Consider the following 23,606-nt stretch of genomic DNA (forward strand, 5'->3'; position numbering starts at 1 on the left):
AAGGATGTCGACGACGCTTCTGCTGGTGCAGGGACTGAACGGCCTGCAGCTCGGCATCCTTCTCTTCCTGATCGCGGCGGGGCTGACGCTGGTCTTCGGGGTGATGGACTTCATCAACCTGGCGCATGGCGTGCAGTACATGGTCGGCGCCTATTTCGCCGCCTTCTTCGCGGCGCAGACCGGCAGCTTCTGGCTGGCGCTGCTTCTGGCGCTACCCGCCGCGCTGCTGTTCGGGCTGCTGCTGGAGTTTCTCGTCTTCCGGCACCTGTATGACCGCGACCACATGGCGCAGGTGCTGGCGACCTTCGGCGTCATCCTGGTGCTGAACCAGGGCGTGAAGATGGTGTTCGGCGCGGCGCCGCTGCAGGTGCCGCTGCCCGATGCGCTCACCGGCGGCATCCGCGTCATGGAGGGGCTGCTCTACCCCACCTATCGCCTCGCCATCATCGCGGGCGGGCTTGCGACGGCGGGGCTGCTCTGGTGGCTGGTGGAGCGCACCAAGGTCGGCATGCTGGTGCGCGCGGGGGCGACCAATGCGCCGATGGTGGCAGCGCTCGGCGTCGATATCCGGCGGCTCTTCATGGTGGTCTTCGGCTTCGGCGCCATGTTGGCGGGCTTCGCCGGCGTGCTGGCGGCGCCGATCCTGTCGGTCGAGCCCGGGATGGGCGACAACCTCCTGATCCTCGCCTTCGTCGTCATCGTCATCGGCGGCATCGGCAGCATCCGCGGCGCCTTCCTGGCGGCGCTGCTGGTGGGGCTGGTGGAGACGCTGGGGCGGTCCCTGATGCCGGACCTGATGCGGCTGTTCCTTTCGCCGAGCGAGGCGCGGCAGGTGGGCGCGGCGCTGTCCTCCATGCTGATCTACATCGCCATGGCCGCGATCCTGGCCTTCCGGCCGGCGGGGCTGTTCCCGGTGCGGGCTTCCTGATGCGGGCGCTGAAGGCGGAGTTGCCTGCCCTGCTGCTGCTGGGCGTGCTGGCGGTGGCGCCCTTCGCGGGCTTCGGCGAGGGCTATGTGCTGACCCTGATGGCGCGGGCGATGATCCTGGCCATGGCCGCGGTCTCGCTCTCCCTGCTCGTGGGGGGCGCCGGCCTCGTCTCCATGGGTCATGCGGCGATGATGGGCTTCGGGGCCTATGCCGTCGTCATCCTCGACGATGCGCGGATCGTGGAGGCGCATGTCGTGCTGCCCGTCGCCATCCTGGCCGCGGCGGGCTTCGCGCTGGTGACGGGCGCCGTCGCGGTGCGCACCAGCGGCGTCCACTTCATCATGATCACGCTGGCCTTCGGGCAGATGGCCTTCTTCACCGCGACGTCGCTCGCGGGATATGGCGGCGATGACGGCTACACGCTCTATGCGCGGAACACCGTGGCCGGCGGCCGGCTGCTGGAGAACAAGCTCGCCTTTCACTATGTCTGCCTCGGCGCGCTGGCGGCCGCCTGGCTGCTCTGCCGCATGCTGCTGGCATCGCGCTTCGGCCGCGTGCTGCGCGCGGTGAAGGGCAATCCGATGCGGGCGCAGGCGCTGGGCTTCTCGCCCTACCCCTACCGCCTGACGGCCTATGTGATCGCGGGCGCCATTGGCGGTGCGGCGGGTTTCCTGTTTGCCAATGCGACGGAGTTCGTCGCCCCCGCCTACATCTCCTGGCAGCGCTCCGGCGAGTTGCTGTTCATGGTCATCCTGGGCGGCGTCGCCGGGCTGCATGGCGCGCTGATCGGCGCGCTCGGCTTCGTGTTGCTGGAGGAGTGGCTGTCCCATCAATGGGAGCATTGGCGCATCCTCTTCGGCGTGCTGCTGATCCTGGCCGTGCTGTTCCTGCCGAACGGCCTTTCCGGCATCCCCGCCCAGGTCGCGAAGGGACTCCGCCGTGGCTGAGGCGCTGCTTTCGCTGCGGGGCCTGCAGAAGCGCTTCGGCGGGCTTGCCGTCACGGATGACGTCTCGCTCGACGTCACACCCGGAGAAATCCACGCCATCATCGGGCCGAACGGCGCCGGCAAGACCACGCTGATCAACGAGATCAGCGGCGTGCTGCCCGTCGATGCCGGGCAGATCCACTTCGACGGCCGCGACATCACCACCCTGCCCCTGCATCGCCGCGCGCGGCTCGGGCTTGCGCGCAGCTTCCAGATCACCTCCGTCATCCCGGCCTTCACGGCGCTGGAGAACACGGCGCTCGCCGTGCAGGCCGGCGCCGGCTCCTCCTTCCGCTTCTTCCGACCGGCCTCGACGGAAGCACGGCTGAACCAGGCCGCGATGGCGGCACTCGATGCCGTGGGTCTCGGCGCGCGGGCGATGGTGCCCGCCGGCGCCATGAGCCATGGGGAGAAGCGGCAGCTCGAACTCGCCATCGCGCTGGCCACCGAACCCCGCCTGCTGCTGCTGGACGAACCGCTGGCCGGCGCGGGGCCGGAAGAGACGGAGCGGCTGATCGGCATCCTGCGGTCGCTCCGCGGCCGCTACACCATCGTGCTGGTGGAGCACGACATGCAGGCGGTCTTCGCGCTGGCGGACCGCATTTCCGTGCTGGTCTATGGCCGCGTCATCGCGACCGGCCCCACCGAGATGATCCGCGCCAACCCCGAGGTGAAGCGCGCCTATCTCGGCGAGGACGATCTGCCGCTGGCGGAGGGCGCGCCATGCTGAGGCTGGAAGGTCTCACCGCCGGCTATGGCGGCAGCCAGGTACTCTTCGGCATCGACCTCGCGGTCGGTCCGGGCGAGGTGGTCACGCTGCTCGGCCGCAACGGCATGGGCAAGACGACGACGGTGCGCGCCATCATGGGCCTGCTGCCAAGTGTCGGCGGCCGCGTCTGGGGCGGGGGCATCGCGCTGGACGGCCAGGCGGCGGCGGGGATGGCGGCGCATCGCGTGGCACAGCGTGGCCTCGGCCTGGTACCGGAGGGGCGGCAGGTTTTCCCGACCCTCACGGTGGAGGAGAACCTGCTGGCCACCGCCGCCAATCGCAGCGGCCGCACGCCGCCGCGCTGGACGCTGGACGCGGTCTACGCCTTCTTCCCGCGGCTCCGCGAACGCCGCGCCAATCCCGGCGCCAAGCTCTCCGGCGGCGAACAGCAGATGGTGGCGATCGGGCGCGCGCTGATGACCAACCCGCGGCTGCTCATCCTGGACGAGGCGACGGAGGGGCTGGCACCGCTGATCCGCGCCGAGATCTGGGACGTGCTGGCGAAGCTGAAGGCGGAGGGCCAGGCGATCCTGCTGATCGACAAGAACCTGGCCGCGGTGACGCGCCTCGCGGACCGGCATGTGGTCATCGAGAAGGGCCGCACGGTCTGGACGGGAACCAGCGCCGAACTGGCAGCCGCGCCGGAGGTCCGGGACAGCTACCTGCACCTGTAAATGCTTTACGGCTTTACAGGCGGCGGAGTCGCGGAGTTCACAGCTTTCGCGGCTGCCGCGCAATGATCCTATAGAACTGCGTGCCCTGCCGATGCATTTGATCGCCAGACGAGTTCTGGAGGTTCGATCATGTCGCAGCTTGGCCGTCGCAGCATCCTCGGTGCCTTCCTCGCGGCTCCCCTCGCCGCCCCCGCCTTCGCCCAGCCCTGGCGGCCGGACCGGCCGGTCGAGCTCGTCGTCGGCTTCGCGCCGGGCGGCGGCACGGACATCGTGGCGCGGCTCTTCGCGCGGCACCTGGAGACGCGGCTCGGGCAGCCCATCACAGTGGTGAACAAGCCGGGTGCGTCGAGCGAGGTTGCGCTGACCTACGTGTCGCGGTCACGGCCTGACGGCCAGGTGCTGGGCCTGACCAACATGCCCTCCTTCGTCACGGTGCCGGTGGAGCGCCGCGCGCAGTACAACCTCGACAGCTTCGGATTCATCGGCAACATCATGACGGACCCGACGGGCCTGATCATCCGTGCCGACAGCCCCATCCGCGACGTCCAGGACCTGGTGCGCCGCGCGCTGGCGGATCCGGAAGGCATCGTGGTCTCGACCTCCGGCATCGGCACCGACGACCACCTGATGATGGCGCAGATCTCCCGCCTGACGGGCGCGCGCTTCACGCTGATCCACTACACCGGCGCGCCGATCCAGCGCACCGCGCTTATGTCCAACCAGGTGCAGGTCAACTGCGTCTCCATCGGCGAATACGCGCCGAATCCCGATGGCGTGCGCTTCATCGCCCATGGCGGGGCGGAGCGCAGCCGCTTCGCGCCGCAGACGCCGACCTTCAAGAGCCTGGGCCTGGACTTCGAGATGTATTCCGAGCGCGGCTTGGTGGTGCCGGTCGCGACGCCGTCGCGGATCCTGGAGCGCCTGCGCGACGCCGTGCAGGAAGCCGCGGCCGATCCTGCCACGCGGCGCAGCTTCGAAGCCCAGTTCATCGAGCCGACCCTGGAGCCCGGCGCGCAGTGGGAAGCGCGGATGCGCGCGACCCAGACCCAGTATGCCGATCTGTGGCGCCGCGCGCCCTGGATCAACACCTGAATGGGGGGTGGCCCGCGTCACGGGCCGGCGTCGTGCCAGCGGTCGGAGAACCGCGGACGATACCGGTGGTGACGACAAGGGAGCCGTCGCCTGACAGGCGCGGGCCACCGATGGTCAATCCTTGAACTCCGCCGGCAGCACCTTCGCCAGGTGATCGAAGACGGCGCGGTAGCGCCGTCCCTGCCGCACATCCGCATGGGCCACCAGCCAAACCCCTGACCGCGGTGCGAATTCCGTCGCCAGCAGCCGTCGCAGACCTGGCACGCGGCTGGCGGCACGGGCTTCCAGCACACCCATGCCGAGCCCCTGCGCGATCGCCTCGCGTTGCGCCAGCATGCTGTCGGCCTTGAAGGCGAAGCGGGTGTTGGTGACATCCAGCTTCAGCCGTTCGGCCGCGCGGGCGCCGAAGGAATCGCGGTCGAACCCCACCCAGACATGGCCCTCCAGCCGGTCCAGCGCCGGCGGTTCGCCATGACGGGCGACGTAATCCTCCGAGGCGAAGAAGCCGAGTTCCACCGACCCGATCTGCCGCGCGATCAGTTCCGCCTGCTCCGGGCGGGAGAAGCGGATGGCGATGTCGGCATCCCGGCGCAGCAGGTTCTCCACCTGCATGCCGATCGAGACCTCGATGGTGATGCCGGGGTGGCTGCGGAGGAAGGGCTGCATCAACACGGGCAGGCGCTCCACGCCGAAGACCTCCGTCGTCGTGATGCGGACCGTGCCGGTCGGGCTCTCGGGCTTGCCGGTGATGGAGGCGGACAGCACCTGCGCGGCCTGTTCCAGCTGCTCCGCATGCTCCATCAGGGCCACGGCGCGGCCGGTCGGGCGCAGGCCTTGCGGCGTGCGGTCGAACAGCGCCTCCCCCACCTGCTCCTCCAGCGTGCGGATCTGCCGGCCCACGGTGGGCTGGGTCAGGCCCAGCGTCTGGGCGGCGGCGGAGAGGCTGCCGGCGCGCATCACCGCGACGAAGGCCTGGAGCAGGCTCCAGTCGAGGCTGTGTGTCATGCCGTTACTGCATGAAACAATTTGAGGGCATGCATTCGCGCATACCGGAGGAAGAACATTCGGCAATCCCGCAACGACCGGCCTGGACGCATCTTCCGGCCACGGACGGCGACATCGGGTCGCCACCCAGTATCGAGCGAAAGCCAACGACCATGACCACCACCTTCTCCAAGCTGACCCTGGCCACCGCGCTGTTCGGCACGGCGCTGGCCTTCGGCGCCGCCACCGCGCAGGCCGCCGACGCAACCTCCTACCCCCGTTCGGTCGGCACGGGTGAGAATAGCGAGATCGTCTATGCGCCGGGTTACCAGGGCAACATCGTGGGCGGCGGCCGCGTGGTGACGCAGCAGATGCCGGCCAACGAGGTCGCCGTGACCTATCTGGATGGCCAATTCGCCCAGCGCCAGGCCCCGGGCGTGGCGGTGCGGTCGATCACCAACGGTGAGAACACCGACTTCGTGCTCGCGCCGCTGACGACGCCGCGCGGCTGATCCGGCTCCGGCGGGCGGCGGTTACTCCGCCGCCCGCGGCAGCGCCGCAGCCTCCGGCTTGTGGCTTTTCGGGCGGGCCTTGAGCTTCAGCTCCCGCAATTCCGCCTGATCCTTCGCCGCGTTGCGCAGCAGCGCGTCCTTGCCCCAGAGGTATTGCGGCGGGCAGGCGATGTCCTTCACGCCGTACTGCGCCGCGGCGTGCAGGGTGAAGGACGGGTTCGTCAGATGCGGCCTCGCCAGCGCCACCAGATCCGCGCGATTGGCGGCGATGATGGTGTTCACCTGGTCGGCGCTGGTGATGTTGCCGACGCACATGGTGGCGATGCCGGCCTCGTTCCGGATCATGTCGGACCAGGGCAGCTGGAACATGCGGCCATAGGTCGGGCTGGCATCGGCCACCGTCTGGCCGGTGGAGACATCGATCAGGTCCGCGCCCGCTTGCGCGAAGGCACGAGCGATCGCGAGGCAATCCTCATCCGTCAGCCCGCCTTCCGCCCAGTCGGTCGCGGAGATGCGGACCGACATGGGCTTCTCCGCCGGCCAGACCGCGCGCATGGCGTCGAAGATCTCCAGCGGATAGCGCAGCCGGTTCTCGACGCTGCCGCCATACTCGTCCTCGCGGCGATTGGTCAGCGGCGAGAGGAAGCTGGCCAGCAGGTAGCCGTGCGCGCAGTGCAGTTCCAGCATGTCGAAGCCGCAGGCGATGGCGCGGCGAGTGGCGGCGACGAAATCGGCCTTCACCTGGTCCATGTCGTCCCGCGTCATGGCGCGCGGCACCTGGCTCTCGGGATAGTAGGGGATCGCGCTGGCCGAAAGGATCGGCCAGGCGCCTTCCTTCAGCGGGCGGTCCATCCCTTCCCACATCAGCCGCGTCGCGCCCTTCCGCCCGGCATGGCCGAGCTGGAGGCAGAACTTTGCCTGTGACGTGGCGTGGGCCAGCGCGACGATGCGCGTCCAGGCGGCCTGCTGTTCATCGTTCCAGAGGCCGGCGCAGCCCGGGGTGATGCGGGCGGTCGGGCTGACGCAGGTCATCTCCGTGAACAGAAGGCCGGCGCCGCCCATGGCCCGCGCCCCGTAATGCGCGACATGGAAGTCGCCCGGGATCCCTTCGGGCGCCGAATACATGCACATGGGCGAGACGACGACGCGGTTGGCGAGCTTCATGTCCCGCAGCGCGAAGGGCTGGAACATGGGTGGCTTGCGCGGATCGGCGGGCAGGCCGGCGGCCTGCGCTTCCTCCGCCACCGCGCGCTGTGTCTCCGCCACGAAGTCCGGGGCGCGGAGGGCCAGGTTGTCCCAGGTGATCGCCTTGCTGCGCGTCATCACGCCGAAGGCGAAGCGCGTCGGGGAGAAATCCCAGAACCGCTGCACATGCTCGAACCAGACGAGCGAGACGTTGGCCGCGTGCTGCGTCTTCTCGACGTCCTCGCGGCGATCGGTCTCATACCGCTGCAGGCACGCCGCCACGCTGCCGCCAGCGCGGAACGCCTTGTGCAGGCCGATGGCATCCTCCATCGCCAGCTTGGTGCCGGAGCCGATGGAGAAATGGGCGCTGGCCTTGGCGTCGCCGAGCAGGACGACGTTGTCCTTCACCCAGCGGCCGCAGGTGATGGTCGGGAATTGCCGCCACATCGACCGGTTGGTGATGAGGCGATGGCCCTGCAGTTCCTCGGCGAAGACGCCTTCGAGATAGGCGGCCGACTCCGCCTCGTTCATCCGGTCCAGGCCGGCACGGGCGAAGGTGTCGGGATCGGTCTCCAGCACCCAGGTGCTGGCGCCGGCCTCGTACTGGTAGCAATGGGCGATGAAGATGCCCTCCGGCCTCTCCTTGAAGAAGAAGGTGAAGGCGTCGAAGGGCCGCGTGCTGCCCATCCAGGCGAAGCGGTTGGGGCGGAGGTCCACTTCCGGCCTGAAATGGTCGCGGAAGCGTTCGCGGATGGGGGAGTTGATGCCATCGGCGGCGACGATGAGGTCGGCATCGGGGAAATCCTCGGGCGAGGCCTCCCGCCGGTATTCCAGCTCGACGCCGAGCGCGCGGGCGCGGTCGGAGAGCAGCATCAGCAGGGTGCGGCGGGAACAGCCGCAGAAGCCGTTGCCGCCGATGCGGTGTTCCTGGCCCTTGGCGACAATGGCGATGTCGTCCCAATAGGCGAAGCTTTCGGTGATGGCGCGGTAGCTGGGCTCATCCGCCGCCTGGAAGGTATCCAGAGTCGCGTCGCTGAAGACGACGCCGAAGCCGAAGGTGTCGTCCGGGCGGTTGCGCTCCACCACCGTGATGCGCGCCTGCGGGAAGTCCCGCTTCATCAGGATGGAGAAATAGAGGCCCGCCGGGCCGCCGCCGATCACCGCGATGCGCATCGATGCACCTCCGCCCCTGACACCCGATAGTTTAGGCTTCAAAGATTGGCGCAGCAACCGGATTGCAAGGTTGCGCCGCCGGCGGATGATGTTTTAGGCTTCAAGCATCGGAGGTCGGATGGAAGCGTCGCCACTCCTCGGCAAGCATGCGCTGGTCACGGGCGGCGGCACCGGCATCGGGCTCGCCTGCGCGCAGGCGCTGACGCGTGTGGGGGCGGTGGTGACGGTGCTCGGGCGGCGCGAGGCGCCGCTGCGGGAGGCTGTCGAGGCCGGCGATGCGGCGGGTCTATTGGTGGCGGATGTGACCGCCCTGCCCGCTTTGCCCCGCTTCGACATCCTGGTGAATGCGGCCGGTGCCGCGGAAAGCGCGCCCTTCCTGAAGTCGGATCCTGCGCTGTTCGAGCGGATGTGGCGCGTGAACGTGATGGGCGCGGTGGCGGCGGCGCAGGCGGTGCTGCCCGGGATGCTGGAGGCGCGGGACGGGCGGATCGTGATGGTCGCCAGCACGGCGGCGCTGAAGGGCTACCCCTACGTCACCGCCTATACAGCCGCGAAGCACGGGCTGCTCGGCTTGGTGCGCGCCCTGGCGCAGGAGGTCGCGGCCAGGGGCGTGACGGTCAACGCCGTCTGCCCGGGCTTCACGGACACCGCCATCGTGGCGGAGAGCGTCGCGCGCATCGTCGCCAAGACCGGGCGCGGCGAGGACGAGGCCCGCGCCGAACTCGCGAGGCACAACCCGCAGAAGCGCCTTGTGCAGCCGGCGGAGGTGGCGGCGGCGGTGCTCGCGCTCTGCCTGGCTGGCAGCGCCGCCATCAACGGCCAGGCCATCGCGGTGGATGGGGGGGAGACATGACCCCGGACGACATGATGCCCGTGGCGGTGGACGCCGAGACGGCGCTGGCCGGCGCGCCGCCCGGCCACAAGGACGAGCTCCGCCTCTGGCTGCGGCTGCTGACCTGCGCCACGCTGATCGAGGGCGAGATCCGCACCCGCCTGCGCCGGGACTTCGACACCACCCTGCCCCGCTTCGACCTGCTGGCGGCGCTGGACCGCGCACCGGCGGGGCTCACGCTGGGCGACGTCTCCCGCCGCATGATGGTCAGCAACGGCAATGTCACCGGCCTGGCGACGCGGCTGGAGGCGGAGGGGCTGGTCGAGCGCCGCGCCCGACTCGGCGACCGGCGCGCGCAGATGCTGCGGCTGACGGCCAAGGGCAAGCGCGAATTCGCACGTCAGTCGGCGGCGCATGAGGGCTGGGTCGCGGAGTTGCTGGGCGGTCTCGAACCCGCCGACCGCGCCGCGCTGTTCCGCCTGCTCGGCCAGGCCAAGGGCTCCGTCAGGGCCGCGCTTTCACCCGAGGAGACACCATGATCACGGCCATCAGCGGCCCGCTTGCCGACTACGCCGCGCAACACCTGAAGCTGGAGATCGAGGGCGGCGTCGCGACGCTGACGCTGAACCGGCCGGAGCGGAAGAACCCGCTGACCTTCGAGAGCTACAGCGAGATGGCGGCGATCCTGCGCGCCGCGGTCCACGACGATGCGGTGAAGGCCTTCGTGGTCACGGGCGCCGGCGGGAATTTCTGCTCGGGCGGCGATGTGCATGAGATCATCGGCCCGCTGCTCGACCGCGACACCAAGGGGCTGATGCAGTTCACGGCCATGACGGGTGAGCTGGTGAAGGCCATGCGCGCCTGCCCGCAGCCCATCATCGCCGCCATCGATGGCATCGCCGCCGGCGCGGGCGCCATCATCGCCATGGCCTCCGACATCCGCATCGGCACGGCGCGGGCCAAGACCGCCTTCCTGTTCAACCGCGTGGGCCTGGCGGGCTGCGACATGGGCGCCTGCGCCATCCTGCCCCGCATCATCGGCCAGGGACGGGCGAGCGAGCTGCTGTATCTCGGCCGGTCGCTGGGTGGGGAGGAAGCGCTGGCCTGGGGCTTCTTCAACGCGATCCATGATCCTGATGCGCTGCAAGCCGCCGCGGCGAAGCTGGCGCGGGAGATCGCGGAGGGCCCGAACTTCGCGCACGCCATGACCAAGCGCATGCTGCAGATGGAATGGGCCATGTCCATGGACCAGGCGATCGAGGCCGAGGCCGTGGCGCAGGCGCTGTGCATGACGACGCAGGATTTCCGCCGCGCCTATGACGCCTTCGTGGCGAAGCAGCGCCCGGTGTTCAAGGGCGACTGATGGCAGACCGCACCTTCCTCCAGTGGCCCTTCTTCGAGGATCGCCACCGCGACTGGGCGGCGGAGGTCGAGGCCTGGGCCGCGCAGCACGCCGAGGCGCTGTCCGACGAGCATGACGCCGATGGCAGCGTGCAACGCCTGGCGCGCGCCATGGGCGAGGCCGGGCTGCTGCGCGTGCCCTGCCCTGCAGACGGCAAGCTCGACGTCCGCAGCCTCTGCATCGCGCGGGACATCCTGGCGCGGCACAGCGGCCTCGCCGATTTCGCCTTCGCCATGCAGGGGCTCGGCACCGGGCCGGTGACGCTGTTCGGCACGGCGGCGCAGCGCGAAAGGCTGCTGCCGGGCGCGCGGGCGGGCGCGAACCTCGCCGCCTTCGCGCTGAGCGAGCCGGAGGCGGGCAGCGATGTGGCGGCACTCGCCACCACCGCGACGCCGGACGGCAATGGCCATTGGCGGCTGAACGGGCGCAAGACCTGGATCAGCAATGGCGGCATCGCGGCCTCCTACATCGTCTTCGCCCGCACCGGCGAGGCACCGGGCGCGCGCGGCCTTTCCGCCTTCCTCGTCGCCGCCGATGCGCCGGGGCTCTCCATCGCGGAGCGCATCGACGTCACCGCTCCGCATCCGCTGGCGACGCTGTCCTTCGATGGTGTCCGCGTCTCCGTCGATGACCTCATCGGCAAGCCGGGCGAGGGCTTCAAGGTGGCGATGGGCACGCTCGACGTGTTCCGCGCCACCGTCGGCGCCGCCGCCCTCGGCTTCGCGCGCCGCGCCTTCGACATGACGGTGGAACGCGCGACGAACCGGAAGCTGTTCGGCGGCGCGCTGTTCGACCAGCAGATGAGCCAGGCCGCCATCGCCGACAGCGCGGTGGATGTCGAGGCTTCCGCCCTTCTCGTCTATCGCGCCGCCTGGCTGAAGGATTCCGGCCAGCCGCGAGTCACGCGCGAAGCCTCCATGGCCAAGCTGCATGCGACGGAGGCGGCGCAGCGCTGCGCCGACCGCAACGTGCAGATCCATGGCGGCCTTGGCGTCACCAAGGGCCACAAGGCCGAAGAACTCTACAGGGAAGTCCGGGCGCTTCGCGTTTATGAAGGCGCCTCGGAGGTGCAGCGCATCGTGATTGCGCGCGCCGAACGCGACAGTCGCACATCCACCTGATGAACCGGGAGACGGGGATGGACGGGATGATGATGCAGGCACTGGGCGCATCCGCCCACCAGGACAGCTTCTGCCGGGACAACCTGCCGCCGCGCGACCAGTGGCCGGACTTCCTGCTGGACCGGCCGGAGTTCCAGTATCCCGCGCGCCTCAACTGCGCGGTGGAACTGCTGGACCGCAACCTGGAGCGCGGCCGCGGCGACCACCCCGCGCTGGTGACGCCGGCGGAGACGCTGAGCTATCGCCAGCTGGCGGAGCGCGTGGACCGGATCGCGCATGTGCTGGTCTCGCGCCTCGGCTTGGTGCCGGGCAATCGCGTGCTGCTGCGCAGTGCCAACAATGCCTGGATGGTCGCGGCCTATTTCGCCGTGCTGAAGGCCGGCGGCGTCGTCGTCGCCACCATGCCGCTGCTGCGCGCCAAGGAACTGTCCCAGGTGCTGCGCAAGGGGCGCATCACCCATGCCCTGTGCGATGCGCGCCTCGTCGAGGAACTCCGCAAGGCCGAGGGGCCGGACCTCCGGCACCTCGTCACCTGGGGCAACGGGATGCTGGAGGCGATGGTGGCGGAGGCGCCCGGCCGCTTCGCGGCCTGCGACACCGCCGCCGATGATGTCTGCCTGATCGGCTTCACCAGCGGCAGCACGGGCGAGCCCAAGGGCACGCTGCATTTCCACCGCGACATGCTGGCGATCTGCGACGGCTATGCCATGCAGGTGTTGCGGCCGGAGCCCAGCGACATCTTCATCGGCTCGCCCCCGCTCGCCTTCACCTTCGGCCTCGGCGGGCTGGTGCTCTTCCCCTTCCGCGTCGGCGCCACCGCCGTGCTGCTGGAGAAGGCACCGCCCGAGGAATTGCCCGCCGCCATCGCGCATCACCGCGCGACGGTCTGCTTCACCGCGCCCACCGCCTATCGCGTCATGGCGGCCAAGGCCGGGGAGCACGACCTCTCCAGCCTGCGCAAATGCGTCTCCGCCGGCGAAACCCTGCCGGTGCCGATCTTCGAGGCCTGGCAGAAGGCAACGGGCCTCAAGCTGATGGACGGCATCGGCGCGACGGAGATGCTGCACATCTTCATCGCGGCGCGCGAGGACCAGATCCGCCCCGGCGCCACCGGCATCCCCGTGCCGGGCTACCGCGCCAAGGTGGTGGACGAAGCGGGGCAGGAGGTGCCGCGCGGCACGCCCGGGCGGCTCGCGGTGCAGGGGCCGACGGGGTGCCGCTACCTCGATGACCCGCGCCAGGCGCAATACGTCGAGCGCGGCTGGAACATCACCGGCGACACCTACGTCCAGGACGCCGATGGCTATTTCTGGTACCAGGCCCGCAACGACGACATGATCGTCTCCGCCGGCTACAACATCGCAGGGCCGGAGGTAGAATCCGCCCTGCTGACCCATCCCGCCGTGAAGGAATGCGGCGTGGTTGGCGCGCCCGACCCGGAACGCGGCATGGTGGTGCGGGCCTATGTCGTGCTGAAGGACGGCGTGAACGGCGACGCGGCCCTGGTCAAGGCGCTGCAGGACCATGTGAAGGCCGAGGTCGCGCCTTACAAATACCCGCGCAGCGTTGTCTTCGTGCCGGCGCTGCCCCGGACAGAGACCGGCAAGCTGCAACGCTTCGCGCTGCGGAAGCAGGCCCAGTCCGGCGCATGAGCCGACCGGCGCCCATCGCCGCCGCCGCCCTGCCCGCCCGCGCCTTCCGCGGGCGGCAGCGCATCCGCTTCGGCGACTGCGACCCCGCCGGCATCGTCTTCTTCCCGTCCTTCTTCGCCATGGCCAATGGCATGGTGGAGGACTGGTTCACCGAGGATCTCGGCATCGACTTCCACGCCCTGCACGGCCAGCGCCGCATCGGCACCGGCTTCGTGCATGCAGAAGCCGATTTCTTCCGCCCCGGCCTGATGGGCGACCGCATCGCGCTGACGCCGATCCTGACGCGGATCGGCGGCGGGTCCTATGCGCTGACCGTCCACATCCATCGCGGGGAGGAGGAGCTTGCCCGGCTCGCCCTCGTCACCGCCACCACCGACCTCGATGCCCGCCGCGCCGTGCCGATCCCGGCCGATCTTCGCGCGGCGCTGGTCGCCTATCAGGAGCGTTGCGCCCATGGCTGACAGCCCCCTCACCGCCCTGCAGCCGCCGGGCTGGCCGGCGCCGCGCGGCTATTCCAACGGGATGATGGGCCAGGGGCGCGTCGTGCTGGTGGGCGGGCAGATCGGCTGGGATGCCGGGGGCCGCTTCCCCGACGGCTTCGTCCCGCAGGTCCGCCAGGCGCTGGAGAACATCCTGGCGGTGGTGAAGGAAGCCGGGGGCGGCCCGGAACATATCGGCCGCCTGACCTGGTACGTCACCGACATGGCGGAATACCGTGCCAGCCTGGCGGAGCTCGGCCCCGCCTATCGCGCCGTGATGGGCCGCAACTTCCCCGCCATGGCGCTGGTGCAGGTGGTGGCGCTGGTCGAGCCCGAAGCGAAGGTCGAGATCGAGGCGACCGCCATCATCCCCGGTTAGACCGCCGGCGCTTCCGGCCCGGGCTCCATCGCCTCGTCCAGCGGCGCCGCCACCGCCTCATCGGCGTCCTGCTTCCAGCCGCGGCGCTCCTCGCAGAGGCGTCGCGCGAGCAGCGCCGCGCCGATCGCACCCGCGCCGACGGCCAGGGTCATCGTCGCCGCCGTCGCCACAGCCATTCCCATCATCGTGCCCGTCGCCATTCGCAGCAGCATGGCCAAGTCTCCTTCTGGTTCGGCCTATCTGGGGCCGGGCCGCTTCGGGGCAAGCGGAATGGGGGGTGGTGACAGGGATCGTTCCGCCGCGCAGGAGCACACGATGGTGCCATCGGCCAGCCGGTTCGGCATCGTGACCTCCTCGCAATGCGGGCAGAGCACGGGTTCGGGGCGCGTCAGTTGCATGCGGCAGGGTCCGTGGGCAGGCCGGCAGCGAGCATGCGGAGCTGCGTGAGCGCACCCGCGGCCGCGGCTTCCTCGATGCCCTCGAGCGTCTCGGCCGCCCTCTTCCAGCCGGCATTGGCGGCGATGCCACGCAGCGCATGGGCCACGGCGCGCGCGGCGCCGGTATCGCCATCCGCCGCGGCGGCCGTCAGGCGCGGCAGGCGGGCGAACCATTCCTCCGCGAAGGCGTCCTGCATGGGATTGGGCCCCGCGGCAGCGGGCTTCGCCAGGACCGGCGTGTAGAGCGTGACATAGCCGCCGCCCGGCAGGGGCGTGCGGCGCAGTTCCAGCAGGCTGCCATCCGGCCTTTCCCGCTGCAGGCGCTGCGGCACGGTGCCGTCATGGAACAGGCGCATGCGCCGCTCTGTCTCGGCTTCCGGATCGACCATGCCGAACTCCCCCGCTTCCGCCTGGATGCGGATCACTTCGCGGAGCGGCATGCCGATGCGCAGCACGCGGCGCGGCACGCCGGCATAGTCGGAAAAGCGCGGATTCCAGCCGGCCAGGCGAAGATCGGCGTCGACCACGAGGATGCCATCCGCCATGGCCGCCAGCACGCCATCCAGCATCCGGGACTTGGCCTCCGACCGCTCCGTCAGCAGGCGGAGCTCCGCATTGGCGGCGGCCAGGTGGGCGTTGCGGGCATGCAGCTGAAGTTCCCGGCGCCGCAGGCGGCGCGCCTGCCACAGCACCGCCAGCGCCGCAGCCGCGGCCGCCAGGGCCAGCAGGCCGGCGACGGCCTGGCTCACGCCCGGCTCCGCGATGCCCTGCGCCCAGGCCGGCGTCGCCAGCAGTGCCGCCATGGCGACCAGCGGGACCAGCATCGTCATCTCCCGCCAGGTGGTTGTCGGGTCAGCCTTGCCTTCTACCCGCGCGTGCCGAAGGCCGGCAAGGTCGCGTCGAAGGCCGCCCCGACGCTGCACTGCGTCAGGCGGGCTTGCCGCCGGGGGGCCCGATTGGCATGTTCCGCCCACTCCCAACCCCAGGGCGCGATCGAGGTGTCCCGGCACGGGCGTTCGGCAAGGAATGAGGCATGGCCAAGATCAAGGTGAAGACCCCCGTCGTCGAGATGGACGGGGACGAGATGACGCGCATCATCTGGGGGTTCATCAAGGACCGCCTGATCCTGCCCTACCTCGACATCGACCTGAAGTACTACGACCTGGGCGTCGAGTACCGTGACCAGACCGATGACCAGGTGACGGTGGATGCCGCCAACGCGACCAAGCAGTACGGCGTGGGCGTGAAGTGCGCGACCATCACCCCGGACGAGGCGCGGGTGAAGGAGTTCGGCCTGAAGAAGATGTGGCGGTCGCCCAACGGCACCATCCGCAACATCCTGGACGGCACGATCTTCCGCGAGCCGATCATCATCAAGAACGTGCCGCGCCTGGTGCCGCACTGGTCGAAGCCGATCGTCGTCGGCCGCCACGCCTTCGGCGACATCTACCGCGCGGTGGAGATGAAGGTCCCGGGCGCCGGCAAGGTGACCATGACCTACACGCCGGAAGGCGGCGCGCCGCAGGAGATCGGCGATTTCGTGTTCAAGGGCCCCGGCGCCTTCATGGGCCAGCACAACCTCAACGCCTCGATCGAGGGTTTCGCCCGCGCCAGCTTCAACTACGGGCTGAGCCGCGGCTATTCCGTGTACTTCAGCCACAAGAACACGATCCTCAAGGCGTATGACGGCAACTTCAAGGACATCTTCAAGTCCATCTTCGACGCCGAATTCGCCGACCGCTTCAAGGCGAAGGGCCTAGTCTATGAGGACCGCCTGATCGACGACATGGTGGCGTCCGCCCTGAAGTGGGAAGGCGGCTACATCTGGGCCTGCAAGAACTACGATGGCGACGTGCAGTCCGACATCGTGGCGCAGGGCTTCGGCAGCCTCGGCCTCATGACCTCCGTGCTGCTGTCCCCGGACGGCAACACGGTGGAGTCCGAGGCCGCGCACGGCACGGTGACGCGCCACTACCGCGAGCACCAGAAGGGCCGTGAGACCTCCACCAACCCGATCGCGTCCATCTTCGCCTGGACGCGCGGCCTGTCCTACCGCGGCAAGTTCGACGGCACCCAGGATGTCGTGGACTTCGCCGATGCGCTGGAGCAGGTCTGCGTGGAGACGGTGGAAGCCGGCCACATGACCAAGGACCTGGCCCTGCTGATCAGCAAGGACCAGCCCTACCTCAACACGCAGGACTTCCTCGCCAAGCTGGACGAGAACCTGAAGAAGAAGATGGGCTGAGGCCAACGGCCGCCTTCGGCGTCTCGTTGGCCTGCATGTGCATGCCCTCAGACGCCGGGCGCGGCCTCCGGCCGCTTGGCTTCGCGGCATAAGCCGCGGGCCGCATTCGCGGCCTCGGCCGCCTCCGGCGGCCGCAAGGTACACGCCATCCGCGGCCGCCAGGGGAAACCCTGGCGGCCGCTTCCGTTCCGGGGGTAGTTAGCCGGCATGCAGGAACTGACCGCCTTCGACATCGCCGGCCTGATCGTCTTCGCCTTGTGCTGGATCGGCTACACCACCGCCGTCAGCCGCGTGCCGCGCTTCCGCGAGGCCAGCGTGATCGCGGCGATGGATGAGCACCGGCGCCGCTGGATGCGCGCCATGCTGGACCGGGACAACCGCATCGCCGACATGGCGGCGATCGGCAACCTCATGAACAGCACCAGCTTCCTGGCCACCACCAGCATCTTCATCCTGGGCGGCCTGGTGGCACTGCTGGGCGCGCCTGACCTTGGCCGCCGGGTGGTCTCCGCCCTGCCCTACGCCATGGTGCCGGACGAGGTGGTGTGGGAGCTGAAGATCGCGCTGCTGCTGCTGATCTTCGTGAATGCCTTCTTCGAGCTGACCTGGGCGCTGCGCCAGTTCAACTACAGCTCCATCCTGGTCGGCGGCATCCCCGGCGCGCCAGCGACGCCGGAGACGATCAGCCAGGCGGAGGTCGCCGCCCGGGTCCTGAACCGCGCGGCCCGGCATTTCAACACCGGCCTGCGCAGCTACTATTTCGGCCTGGCGGCGCTGGCCTGGATCGCGCATCCGGCCCTGCTGATCCTGGCGAGCCTCTTCGTGCTGCGCGAACTCCACCGGCGGGAATTCCGGTCCGAGGTGCGGGACGCCGTCTCCGCGCCGGAGGTCACCCGCGCCTATCGGCGCTGACCTCGGCGCCCTTCTCGATCCGGCGCAGCACGTCCCAGAACTCCTTGAACACCGCCGCGCGGACGGCCCGGTCCTCGGCATCGTCCGGGATGCGGTCGGGGTGGAAGGCGCGGGCGAAGGCGAGCTTGGCCTGGTGGAACCGGTCATCCGCCGGGCGCTGCCAGGGCAGGCGGAGGCCGCCGCGCGGCTTCGCGGCCTCGGCCAGGGCCAGCTCGGCCCGTGCGACACGCAACTCCGTCTTCAGCCGGGCGACTTCCTCGGCCAGCGCCGTGGTGCGCGGCCCTTCCTCCGACACCACCGCCGGGGCGCGGCGCAGCCTGATCCGTCCGGCGCGGGCCAGCAGCACGCCCATCCGCTTGCGGGGCGTCCGCAGCAGCCGCCACAGGGCGCGCATCAGCCGCCAGATGGCATAGGCCACCAGGACGGGCAGGATCGCGATCAGGGTACCGGCAAGGGTGACGAGCATCGGGCCTTCCCTCCCCGGAAGGCCTGGGGAGGCTCGGCCAGTTTCCTCGCCCCCCTGTTAACAGCCCTGCAACGCCAGGACGCGATCGAGCGGCAGTGATCGCCCGACGCAGCGGCGGCCGTTGATGCGGCTTTCGATGGTGGTCGCCATGGTCAGCGCGTTCAGCACCGCCTCCTCCGTCGCCTCCGCGGCTGCCACGAAAAGGGGCGAGGCCTTGTCGTTCGGCAGGTCGGCGTAGTGCGCGACGCCCGCGCGGCGCGCCGATGTGCGGATCACCTCGGGATGCGTCGCGAAGGCCAGCGCATAGTCGCCGGAGCCGTCGGAGAAGGCGGCGCCGGTGCGGGCGATGCCCGCCATGGCGCGGCGCGCCAGGCGCTGGAGGTTGCGGTCCGACAGCGGTGCATCGGTGGCGAGGATGACCATGACCGACCCATCGGCATCCGCCTGCTGCGCCACATGCTCAGCGAGGTAGTATTTCTGCAGGCGGCGCCCGACCTCCAGCCCCGCCATGCAGAGCGCGCCGCCGTAATTGGCCTGGACCAGCGCGCCGACCGTCCAGCCGCCCAAGGCCGCCGGCAGCACCCGGCTCGACGTGCCGATGCCGCCCTTCCAGCCGAAGGCCATGGTGCCGGTGCCGGCGCCGACACTGCCTTCCGCGACGGGCCCGGGTGCGGCGATGGCCAGGGCTTCCGCGCAATGGAGGGCAGTGACGCCACGGGCGCGGATATCGTTCAAGCGGCCGTCATTGGTCTCGCCCACCACGGCATTCACGCTGCGGACCTGCCCATTGCCTGGCTGGGCGAGCGTCCAATCCACCAGCGCCTCCATCGCCCGGCCGACGGCCAGCGTGTTGGTCAGCAGGATCGGCGTCTCGAGTTCCCCTAGTTCCTGCACCTGCGTCACCCCCGCCATCTTGCCGAAGCCGTTCATGGCGAAGAGGCCGGCGGGGACGCGATCGGCGTAGGGGTTGCCTGGATGCGGGCGGATGGCGGTGACGCCGGTGCGCGTGCCCTCGCCCTCGATCACCGTGACCTGGCCGACGAGGACGCCGGCGACATCGGTGATGGCGTTCAGCGGACCGGGGGGCAGGATGCCGGGGATGAAGCCGAGGGCGCGGGCGCGGGCGCGGGCGCACATGCAGTGACTATCTTCTTGTAGCAAATGAGCCACACTCTGCGTCAGAAGGGCTAGAACATTTGGATTTCGAAGCAATCCAGGGTTTAGTATGTTTCGGTGTAGCAGAGCCGCAGTCGAACAATGCCCCGCGTCAGTATGAATTAATGTAAGAAACTCCGGATCGCCGCCTCAATGTGTGGGTCTTGACAGCCTATCTATGGTCTCGACCGTCCGCCCAAGTTCCGAGTCGTAGCTAACGCTGTGATGGCCAGACCCACTACCAAAGCTAATCAACCACATCAAAAGCGGTATAACAATCAACGTAAAAACCAACAAAGGCCCAAGTATTTCCTTCACGTCAAGCACCTTTCGCCGCGCGCGCATCGATAAGAGATTACCAGAAACACCAGCGACCTGCAATGGGTCCGAAAAATTCGACATAAAAGTTTACCGAAATGCAGCAACGGTTTGCCGAAGAATAAACAACAAAAAAAACACCATAGTAAAAATAGCGAACACATAAATGATTACCAAAAAAACTCGCCTTCCGTCCCCAAAATTTGCCCATCGATATTTAAGTGAAAAACTCGAATAAAACAGAAAAAAAGAAACGCCGAATCCCCAAATTAACAGATCAGCTGCGTCCAAAATTCTTTGTTTTGGTGCGGACAGTTCGCTTGATGTGGCGGCAAATATATTGCCTGAGAACCCAGCGAGACTCGCTAGCGCCAAGCCATACATTACAAATATCTTGCCGCACGCGTCATGTATTTCAACACCGGCTGGATCTAACTTAGGCAAAACATATGAGCAAATAGGCCTCACAATTCGAACAAAAATAGAACAGCCCGCTGAAATTATTGGGAGCAGTCTAGCTAGGAGTCCAGTTAACCTACGCTTCAAGCGCCGACCTAACAGCCGCAAGTGCTTCCGCCGCCTTGGCCGCGTCCGGGCCGCCGGCCTGGGCCATGTCCGGCTTCCCGCCACCGCCCTTGCCGCCGATCGCCGCGCTCGCCGCGCGGACCAGGGTCACGGCATCCGTCTTGCCCTTCGCGGCCTCTCCGATGCCGACGAAGACGCTGGCCTTGCCCTCCGCCGTCGCCACCACGCCGACGACATCGGCGGTGCCGGATTGCAGGATGGCCTCGACCACGCCCTTCAGATCCTTGGGCGGCATCTCGCCCAGTTCGCGCAGCGCCACGCGGAGCCCCGCGATGGTCTCGACTTCCGCCGCTGCACCGCCCGTCGCCAGCTTCTTGCGGAGATCGGTGATCTCGCGCTCCAGCTTCTTCCGCTCCTCGAGCAGGTTCGTGATGCGGTCCGCCAGTTCCGCCGGGCGCGCCTTCAGCACGGCGGCGGCCTCGTTCAGCTGGCGGTCGCGCTCCTCGATCAGCTTGAGGGCGGCCTCGCCCGTCACGGCCTCCACGCGGCGGATACCGGCAGCGACGGCGCCTTCGGCCACGATGCGGAACAGGCCGATATCGCCGGTGCGCTTCACATGGGTGCCGCCGCAGAGTTCCAGCGAATAGACGCCGAAACGCTCCGTCGCCATCGGGTCATGGCCCATGGAGACGACGCGCACCTCCTCCCCGTACTTCTCGCCGAACAGCGCCATGGCGCCGATCTGCACGGCGGCGTCGGGGGTCATGAGGCGGGTGACGACCTCGGCATTCTCGCGGATGCGGCTGTTCACCTCCGCCTCCACCCAGGCGAGGTCCGCATCCGTCATCGGCGTCGGCTGGCTGACGTCGAAGCGCAGCCGGTCCGGCGCGTTCAGCGAGCCCTTCTGCGCGACATGGGTGCCGAGGCGCCGCCGCAGCGCCTCATGCAGCAGGTGGGTCGCGGAGTGGTGGGCGCGGATGGTGGAGCGGCGGGCGTGGTCGACCTCCGCCTGCACGGCGAGCCCGACCTTGGCCTCCCCATGCGCCACGACGCCGACATGGACGAAAAGGTCGCCGAGCTTCTTCTGCGTGTCGCGGACGATGATCCGGCAGGCCTCCCCGGCCGAGATCAGGCCGGTATCGCCGACCTGGCCGCCGCTCTCGGCGTAGAAGGGCGTCTGGTTGAGGATGACGGAGACCTCGGTCCCCGCCACGGCGCTCTCCACCACCTGGCCATTGGCGACGATGGCCAGGATCTCGCCCTCCGCCGTCTCCGTGGAGTAGCCGAGGAATTCGCTCGCGCCGAGCTTCTCCTTGAGGTCGAACCAGAGCGTTTCCGTCGCTGCCTCGCCCGATCCGGCCCAGGCGGCGCGGGCGCGACGCTTCTGCTCGGCCATCGCGGCCTCAAAGCCCGCGGTATCGACCGTCTTGCCCTCGCCCCGCAGCGCGTCCTGCGTCAGGTCGAGGGGGAAGCCGTAGGTGTCGTAGAGCTTGAAGGCGACGTCGCCCGGCAGCGTGCCGCCCTCGCCCAACCGGCCGGATTCATCGGCCAGCAGGCCGAGGCCGCGCTCCAGCAGCGACCGGAACTTCGTCTCCTCCAGCCGCAGCGTCTCCGTCACCAGCGCCTCGGCGCGGAGGATCTCGGGATAGGCGGCACCCATCTGGCGTGTCAGCGCCGGGACCAGGCGGTGCAGCAGCGGCTCCCGCGCGCCCATCATATGGGCGTGGCGCATGGCGCGGCGGAGGATGCGGCGCAGCACATAGCCGCGGCCCTCATTGGAGGGCATGACGCCATCGGCGATCAGGAAGGTGCCGGCGCGGAGGTGGTCCGCCACGACGCGGTGGCTGGTCTTCCACTGGCCGTCCGGATCCTGCCCGGTTGCCTCGCTGCTCGCCAGGATCAGGGCGCGGAGCGTGTCGGTGTCGTAGTTGTCGTGTTTGCCCTGCAGGATGGCGGCGAAGCGCTCCAGCCCCATGCCGGTGTCGATCGAGGGGCGCGGCAGCGGCACGCGGGTGCCGGGGGGGCCTTCCTCGAACTGCATGAAGACCAGGTTCCAGATCTCGATGAACCGGTCGCCATCCTGGTCGGCCGATCCGGGCGGGCCGCCCGGGATCTTGTCGCCATGGTCGAAGAAGATCTCGGAGCAGGGGCCGCAGGGGCCGGTATCACCCATGCGCCAGAAATTGTCGGAGGTCGGGATGCGGATGATCCGGCTGTCCGGCAGGCCCGCGACCTTCTTCCAGTAGACGGGGGCTTCCTCATCCTCCGAATAGACCGTCACCAGCAGGCGGTCCTTCGGCAGGCCGAAATCCTTGGTCAGCAGCTCCCAGGCGTGGCTGATCGCCTGTTCCTTGAAGTAGTCGCCGAAGCTGAAATTGCCCAGCATCTCGAAGAAGGTGTGGTGGCGCGCGGTGTAGCCGACATTGTCCAGGTCGTTGTGCTTGCCGCCGGCGCGCACCGACTTCTGGGCGGTGGTGGCGCGCGAATAGGGGCGCTTCTCCTGCCCCGTGAAGACGTTCTTGAACTGCACCATGCCGCTGTTCGCGAACATCAGCGTCGGGTCGTTCCGCGGCACCAGCGGAGAGGATTCGACGACCTCATGCCCGTTACGGCGGAAGTAGTCGAGGAAGGTGGCGCGGATGTCGTTGCTGCTGGTCATCGCCTGATCGCTGCCATCGTCGCTGCCCCCGGGCGATCTGCCCGCGGATCGGGTGCCGCCGCCCTGGCCGGACGGCCCAAGCGAAAGCCGGGTCACTTACCGCGCGATGACAGATGCGTCGAGGGTAGGCATCCGGAACCCCCGTGCCATGGCGCCGTTCGGGAAAGACAGCCGGGCCGCGAGATGCCCGGCCACCACCGAACACCCCGAGGGAGGCCCATCATGGCCGAAGACTTCAAGTCGCTGATGATCGAGGCGTTGCAGGACGCCTACAGCGCAGAGACCCAGCTGGTCGAGGCGCTGCCCCAGATGGCGGAGGCCGCGCACAGCCCGACGCTGCGGCAGGCCTTCGAGGATCATCTGACCCAGACCCGCACCCATGTGGAGCGGCTGGAGCGCGCGGCCGAGCTGCTGGACGCCGATCCCGAAGGGGAGGAGTGCGAGGCGATGGAGGGGCTGACGGCCGAGGCGGAGGAGATCATGGACGACCATGACGAGGGCCCGGTCCGCGACGCCGCCCTGATCGGCGCCGCCCAGAAGGTCGAGCACTACGAGATCGCGACCTACGGCACGCTGCAGGCGATGGCCAAGGCGGCCGGGATGCAGGAGGTGGCCGACCTCTTCGGGCAGACGCTGGCGGAGGAGAAGACCGCCGATGAGAAGCTGACCGCCCTGGCGGAGCGGGAAGTGAACCCCGCCGCCCTGGCGGCCTGAAACGAGA

Annotated in this window: 23 protein-coding genes; 16 read left to right on the forward strand and 7 right to left on the reverse strand. The window is 69.0% G+C overall.

Annotated elements, in window-relative coordinates; all coding sequences use genetic code 11:
- The first annotated feature begins 4 nt into the window (after positions 1 to 4).
- The 5 genes from G3576_RS01970 (at position 5) to G3576_RS01990 (ending at position 4,449) form a co-directional block, all read left to right on the forward strand.
- Complete coding sequence (locus G3576_RS01970) at positions 5 to 928, forward strand: branched-chain amino acid ABC transporter permease (protein WP_164692638.1); 924 nt, start codon at positions 5 to 7, stop codon at positions 926 to 928.
- Positions 928 to 1,875 (forward strand): branched-chain amino acid ABC transporter permease, encoded by a 948-nt coding sequence (locus G3576_RS01975; protein WP_164692639.1) that lies wholly within the window; start codon positions 928 to 930, stop codon positions 1,873 to 1,875. The genes G3576_RS01970 and G3576_RS01975 overlap by 1 nt, the downstream gene beginning before the upstream one ends.
- A complete protein-coding gene (locus tag G3576_RS01980) occupies positions 1,868 to 2,644 on the forward strand; it encodes an ABC transporter ATP-binding protein (RefSeq protein WP_164692640.1) in 777 nt (258 codons plus the stop codon). The genes G3576_RS01975 and G3576_RS01980 overlap by 8 nt, the downstream gene beginning before the upstream one ends.
- Entirely contained in the window at positions 2,638 to 3,357 is a 720-nt protein-coding gene (locus G3576_RS01985) for an ABC transporter ATP-binding protein (protein ID WP_164692641.1), read from the forward strand. Before G3576_RS01980 ends, G3576_RS01985 begins: the two co-directional genes overlap by 7 nt.
- 129 nt (positions 3,358 to 3,486) lie before the next feature.
- The gene (locus tag G3576_RS01990) at positions 3,487 to 4,449 is read left to right on the forward strand and encodes a tripartite tricarboxylate transporter substrate binding protein (protein WP_164692642.1); all 963 of its coding nucleotides are present in this window, start codon (positions 3,487 to 3,489) and stop codon (positions 4,447 to 4,449) included.
- A 114-nt stretch (positions 4,450 to 4,563) separates the two neighbouring features.
- On the opposite strand, the gene G3576_RS01995 is transcribed toward G3576_RS01990, so the two are convergent.
- Positions 4,564 to 5,454 carry a LysR family transcriptional regulator gene (locus G3576_RS01995; protein WP_164692643.1) on the reverse strand — a complete coding sequence of 297 codons (891 nt, stop codon included), beginning with the start codon at positions 5,452 to 5,454 and terminating at the stop codon, positions 4,564 to 4,566.
- 152 nt (positions 5,455 to 5,606) lie between these two features.
- Here G3576_RS01995 and G3576_RS02000 point away from each other — a divergent pair, with 152 nt between their 5' ends.
- Complete coding sequence (locus tag G3576_RS02000; protein WP_164692644.1) at positions 5,607 to 5,945, forward strand: hypothetical protein; 339 nt, start codon at positions 5,607 to 5,609, stop codon at positions 5,943 to 5,945.
- 21 nt (positions 5,946 to 5,966) lie between these two features.
- Here the strand turns inward: G3576_RS02000 and G3576_RS02005 are convergent, their stop codons facing one another.
- A complete protein-coding gene (locus G3576_RS02005; RefSeq protein ID WP_164692645.1) occupies positions 5,967 to 8,303 on the reverse strand; it encodes a bifunctional salicylyl-CoA 5-hydroxylase/oxidoreductase in 2,337 nt (778 codons plus the stop codon).
- Positions 8,304 to 8,421: 118 nt separating this feature from the next.
- On the opposite strand from G3576_RS02005, the gene G3576_RS02010 reads away from it, so the two are divergent.
- The 7 genes from G3576_RS02010 to G3576_RS02040 are packed head-to-tail and all read left to right on the forward strand — an operon-like array spanning position 8,422 to position 14,168.
- On the forward strand, positions 8,422 to 9,156 hold the full coding sequence (locus G3576_RS02010; protein ID WP_164692646.1) for an SDR family NAD(P)-dependent oxidoreductase: 735 nt from the start codon (positions 8,422 to 8,424) through the stop codon (positions 9,154 to 9,156).
- A complete protein-coding gene (locus G3576_RS02015; protein ID WP_235951349.1) occupies positions 9,153 to 9,674 on the forward strand; it encodes a MarR family winged helix-turn-helix transcriptional regulator in 522 nt (173 codons plus the stop codon). The genes G3576_RS02010 and G3576_RS02015 overlap by 4 nt, the downstream gene beginning before the upstream one ends.
- The gene (locus tag G3576_RS02020) at positions 9,671 to 10,498 is read left to right on the forward strand and encodes an enoyl-CoA hydratase family protein (RefSeq protein WP_164692647.1); all 828 of its coding nucleotides are present in this window, start codon (positions 9,671 to 9,673) and stop codon (positions 10,496 to 10,498) included. Before G3576_RS02015 ends, G3576_RS02020 begins: the two co-directional genes overlap by 4 nt.
- On the forward strand, positions 10,498 to 11,658 hold the full coding sequence (locus G3576_RS02025; protein WP_164692648.1) for an acyl-CoA dehydrogenase family protein: 1,161 nt from the start codon (positions 10,498 to 10,500) through the stop codon (positions 11,656 to 11,658). Before G3576_RS02020 ends, G3576_RS02025 begins: the two co-directional genes overlap by 1 nt.
- A 17-nt stretch (positions 11,659 to 11,675) precedes the next feature.
- A complete protein-coding gene (locus G3576_RS02030) occupies positions 11,676 to 13,310 on the forward strand; it encodes a benzoate-CoA ligase family protein (protein WP_164692649.1) in 1,635 nt (544 codons plus the stop codon).
- The gene (locus tag G3576_RS02035; RefSeq protein WP_164692650.1) at positions 13,307 to 13,771 is read left to right on the forward strand and encodes an acyl-CoA thioesterase; all 465 of its coding nucleotides are present in this window, start codon (positions 13,307 to 13,309) and stop codon (positions 13,769 to 13,771) included. The genes G3576_RS02030 and G3576_RS02035 overlap by 4 nt, the downstream gene beginning before the upstream one ends.
- Positions 13,764 to 14,168 (forward strand): RidA family protein, encoded by a 405-nt coding sequence (locus tag G3576_RS02040; protein WP_164692651.1) that lies wholly within the window; start codon positions 13,764 to 13,766, stop codon positions 14,166 to 14,168. The genes G3576_RS02035 and G3576_RS02040 overlap by 8 nt, the downstream gene beginning before the upstream one ends.
- Here the strand turns inward: G3576_RS02040 and G3576_RS02045 are convergent.
- Positions 14,165 to 14,380 carry a hypothetical protein gene (locus G3576_RS02045; RefSeq protein ID WP_164692652.1) on the reverse strand — a complete coding sequence of 72 codons (216 nt, stop codon included), beginning with the start codon at positions 14,378 to 14,380 and terminating at the stop codon, positions 14,165 to 14,167. The genes G3576_RS02040 and G3576_RS02045 overlap by 4 nt on opposite strands.
- Before the next feature lie 176 nt (positions 14,381 to 14,556).
- Positions 14,557 to 15,429, reverse strand: a complete 873-nt coding sequence (locus G3576_RS02050) for a PAS domain-containing protein (RefSeq protein WP_164692653.1) — start codon at positions 15,427 to 15,429, stop codon at positions 14,557 to 14,559.
- A 209-nt stretch (positions 15,430 to 15,638) separates the two neighbouring features.
- On the opposite strand from G3576_RS02050, the gene G3576_RS02055 reads away from it, so the two are divergent.
- Entirely contained in the window at positions 15,639 to 16,850 is a 1,212-nt protein-coding gene (locus G3576_RS02055) for an NADP-dependent isocitrate dehydrogenase (RefSeq protein ID WP_164692654.1), read from the forward strand.
- A gap of 207 nt (positions 16,851 to 17,057) precedes the next feature.
- Positions 17,058 to 17,762: a DUF599 domain-containing protein gene (locus G3576_RS02060; protein WP_164692655.1), complete on the forward strand. Its 705-nt coding sequence runs from the start codon at positions 17,058 to 17,060 to the stop codon at positions 17,760 to 17,762.
- Here G3576_RS02060 and G3576_RS02065 read toward each other — a convergent pair.
- From G3576_RS02065 to alaS, 3 genes are all read right to left on the reverse strand, one after another.
- Positions 17,740 to 18,228, reverse strand: coding sequence for a hypothetical protein (locus G3576_RS02065; protein ID WP_164692656.1), 489 nt, complete (start codon positions 18,226 to 18,228; stop codon positions 17,740 to 17,742). The two genes, G3576_RS02060 and G3576_RS02065, sit on opposite strands and share 23 nt — an antisense overlap.
- A gap of 57 nt (positions 18,229 to 18,285) precedes the next feature.
- On the reverse strand, positions 18,286 to 19,365 hold the full coding sequence (locus tag G3576_RS02070; RefSeq protein WP_164692657.1) for a DmpA family aminopeptidase: 1,080 nt from the start codon (positions 19,363 to 19,365) through the stop codon (positions 18,286 to 18,288).
- An 871-nt stretch (positions 19,366 to 20,236) separates the two neighbouring features.
- On the reverse strand, positions 20,237 to 22,885 hold the full coding sequence (gene alaS / locus G3576_RS02075) for an alanine--tRNA ligase (RefSeq protein WP_164692658.1): 2,649 nt from the start codon (positions 22,883 to 22,885) through the stop codon (positions 20,237 to 20,239).
- Positions 22,886 to 23,107: 222 nt separating this feature from the next.
- Here alaS and G3576_RS02080 point away from each other — a divergent pair, with 222 nt between their 5' ends.
- The gene (locus G3576_RS02080; RefSeq protein WP_164692659.1) at positions 23,108 to 23,599 is read left to right on the forward strand and encodes a YciE/YciF ferroxidase family protein; all 492 of its coding nucleotides are present in this window, start codon (positions 23,108 to 23,110) and stop codon (positions 23,597 to 23,599) included.
- The last annotated feature ends 7 nt before the right edge of the window (positions 23,600 to 23,606 follow it).

This window comes from Falsiroseomonas algicola, assembly GCF_011040385.1.
Taxonomy (GTDB): domain Bacteria; phylum Pseudomonadota; class Alphaproteobacteria; order Acetobacterales; family Acetobacteraceae; genus Falsiroseomonas; species Falsiroseomonas algicola.

Bases quoted from the DNA above. Each gene is read 5' to 3' on its own strand.
- G3576_RS01970 (WP_164692638.1), top strand. From the start codon at position 5: ATGTCGACGACGCTTCTGCTGGTGCAGGGACTGAACGGCCTGCAGCTC.
- G3576_RS01975 (WP_164692639.1), top strand. From the start codon at position 928: ATGCGGGCGCTGAAGGCGGAGTTGCCTGCCCTGCTGCTGCTGGGCGTG.
- G3576_RS01985 (WP_164692641.1), top strand. From the start codon at position 2,638: ATGCTGAGGCTGGAAGGTCTCACCGCCGGCTATGGCGGCAGCCAGGTA.
- G3576_RS01990 (WP_164692642.1), top strand. From the start codon at position 3,487: ATGTCGCAGCTTGGCCGTCGCAGCATCCTCGGTGCCTTCCTCGCGGCT.
- G3576_RS01995 (WP_164692643.1), bottom strand. From the start codon at position 5,454: ATGACACACAGCCTCGACTGGAGCCTGCTCCAGGCCTTCGTCGCGGTG.
- G3576_RS02000 (WP_164692644.1), top strand. From the start codon at position 5,607: ATGACCACCACCTTCTCCAAGCTGACCCTGGCCACCGCGCTGTTCGGC.
- G3576_RS02005 (WP_164692645.1), bottom strand. From the start codon at position 8,303: ATGCGCATCGCGGTGATCGGCGGCGGCCCGGCGGGCCTCTATTTCTCC.
- G3576_RS02010 (WP_164692646.1), top strand. From the start codon at position 8,422: ATGGAAGCGTCGCCACTCCTCGGCAAGCATGCGCTGGTCACGGGCGGC.
- G3576_RS02015 (WP_235951349.1), top strand. From the start codon at position 9,153: ATGACCCCGGACGACATGATGCCCGTGGCGGTGGACGCCGAGACGGCG.
- G3576_RS02020 (WP_164692647.1), top strand. From the start codon at position 9,671: ATGATCACGGCCATCAGCGGCCCGCTTGCCGACTACGCCGCGCAACAC.
- G3576_RS02025 (WP_164692648.1), top strand. From the start codon at position 10,498: ATGGCAGACCGCACCTTCCTCCAGTGGCCCTTCTTCGAGGATCGCCAC.
- G3576_RS02030 (WP_164692649.1), top strand. From the start codon at position 11,676: ATGGACGGGATGATGATGCAGGCACTGGGCGCATCCGCCCACCAGGAC.
- G3576_RS02035 (WP_164692650.1), top strand. From the start codon at position 13,307: ATGAGCCGACCGGCGCCCATCGCCGCCGCCGCCCTGCCCGCCCGCGCC.
- G3576_RS02040 (WP_164692651.1), top strand. From the start codon at position 13,764: ATGGCTGACAGCCCCCTCACCGCCCTGCAGCCGCCGGGCTGGCCGGCG.
- G3576_RS02045 (WP_164692652.1), bottom strand. From the start codon at position 14,380: ATGCTGCTGCGAATGGCGACGGGCACGATGATGGGAATGGCTGTGGCG.
- G3576_RS02050 (WP_164692653.1), bottom strand. From the start codon at position 15,429: ATGCTGGTCCCGCTGGTCGCCATGGCGGCACTGCTGGCGACGCCGGCC.
- G3576_RS02055 (WP_164692654.1), top strand. From the start codon at position 15,639: ATGGCCAAGATCAAGGTGAAGACCCCCGTCGTCGAGATGGACGGGGAC.
- G3576_RS02060 (WP_164692655.1), top strand. From the start codon at position 17,058: ATGCAGGAACTGACCGCCTTCGACATCGCCGGCCTGATCGTCTTCGCC.
- G3576_RS02065 (WP_164692656.1), bottom strand. From the start codon at position 18,228: ATGCTCGTCACCCTTGCCGGTACCCTGATCGCGATCCTGCCCGTCCTG.
- G3576_RS02070 (WP_164692657.1), bottom strand. From the start codon at position 19,365: ATGTGCGCCCGCGCCCGCGCCCGCGCCCTCGGCTTCATCCCCGGCATC.
- alaS (WP_164692658.1), bottom strand. From the start codon at position 22,885: ATGACCAGCAGCAACGACATCCGCGCCACCTTCCTCGACTACTTCCGC.
- G3576_RS02080 (WP_164692659.1), top strand. From the start codon at position 23,108: ATGGCCGAAGACTTCAAGTCGCTGATGATCGAGGCGTTGCAGGACGCC.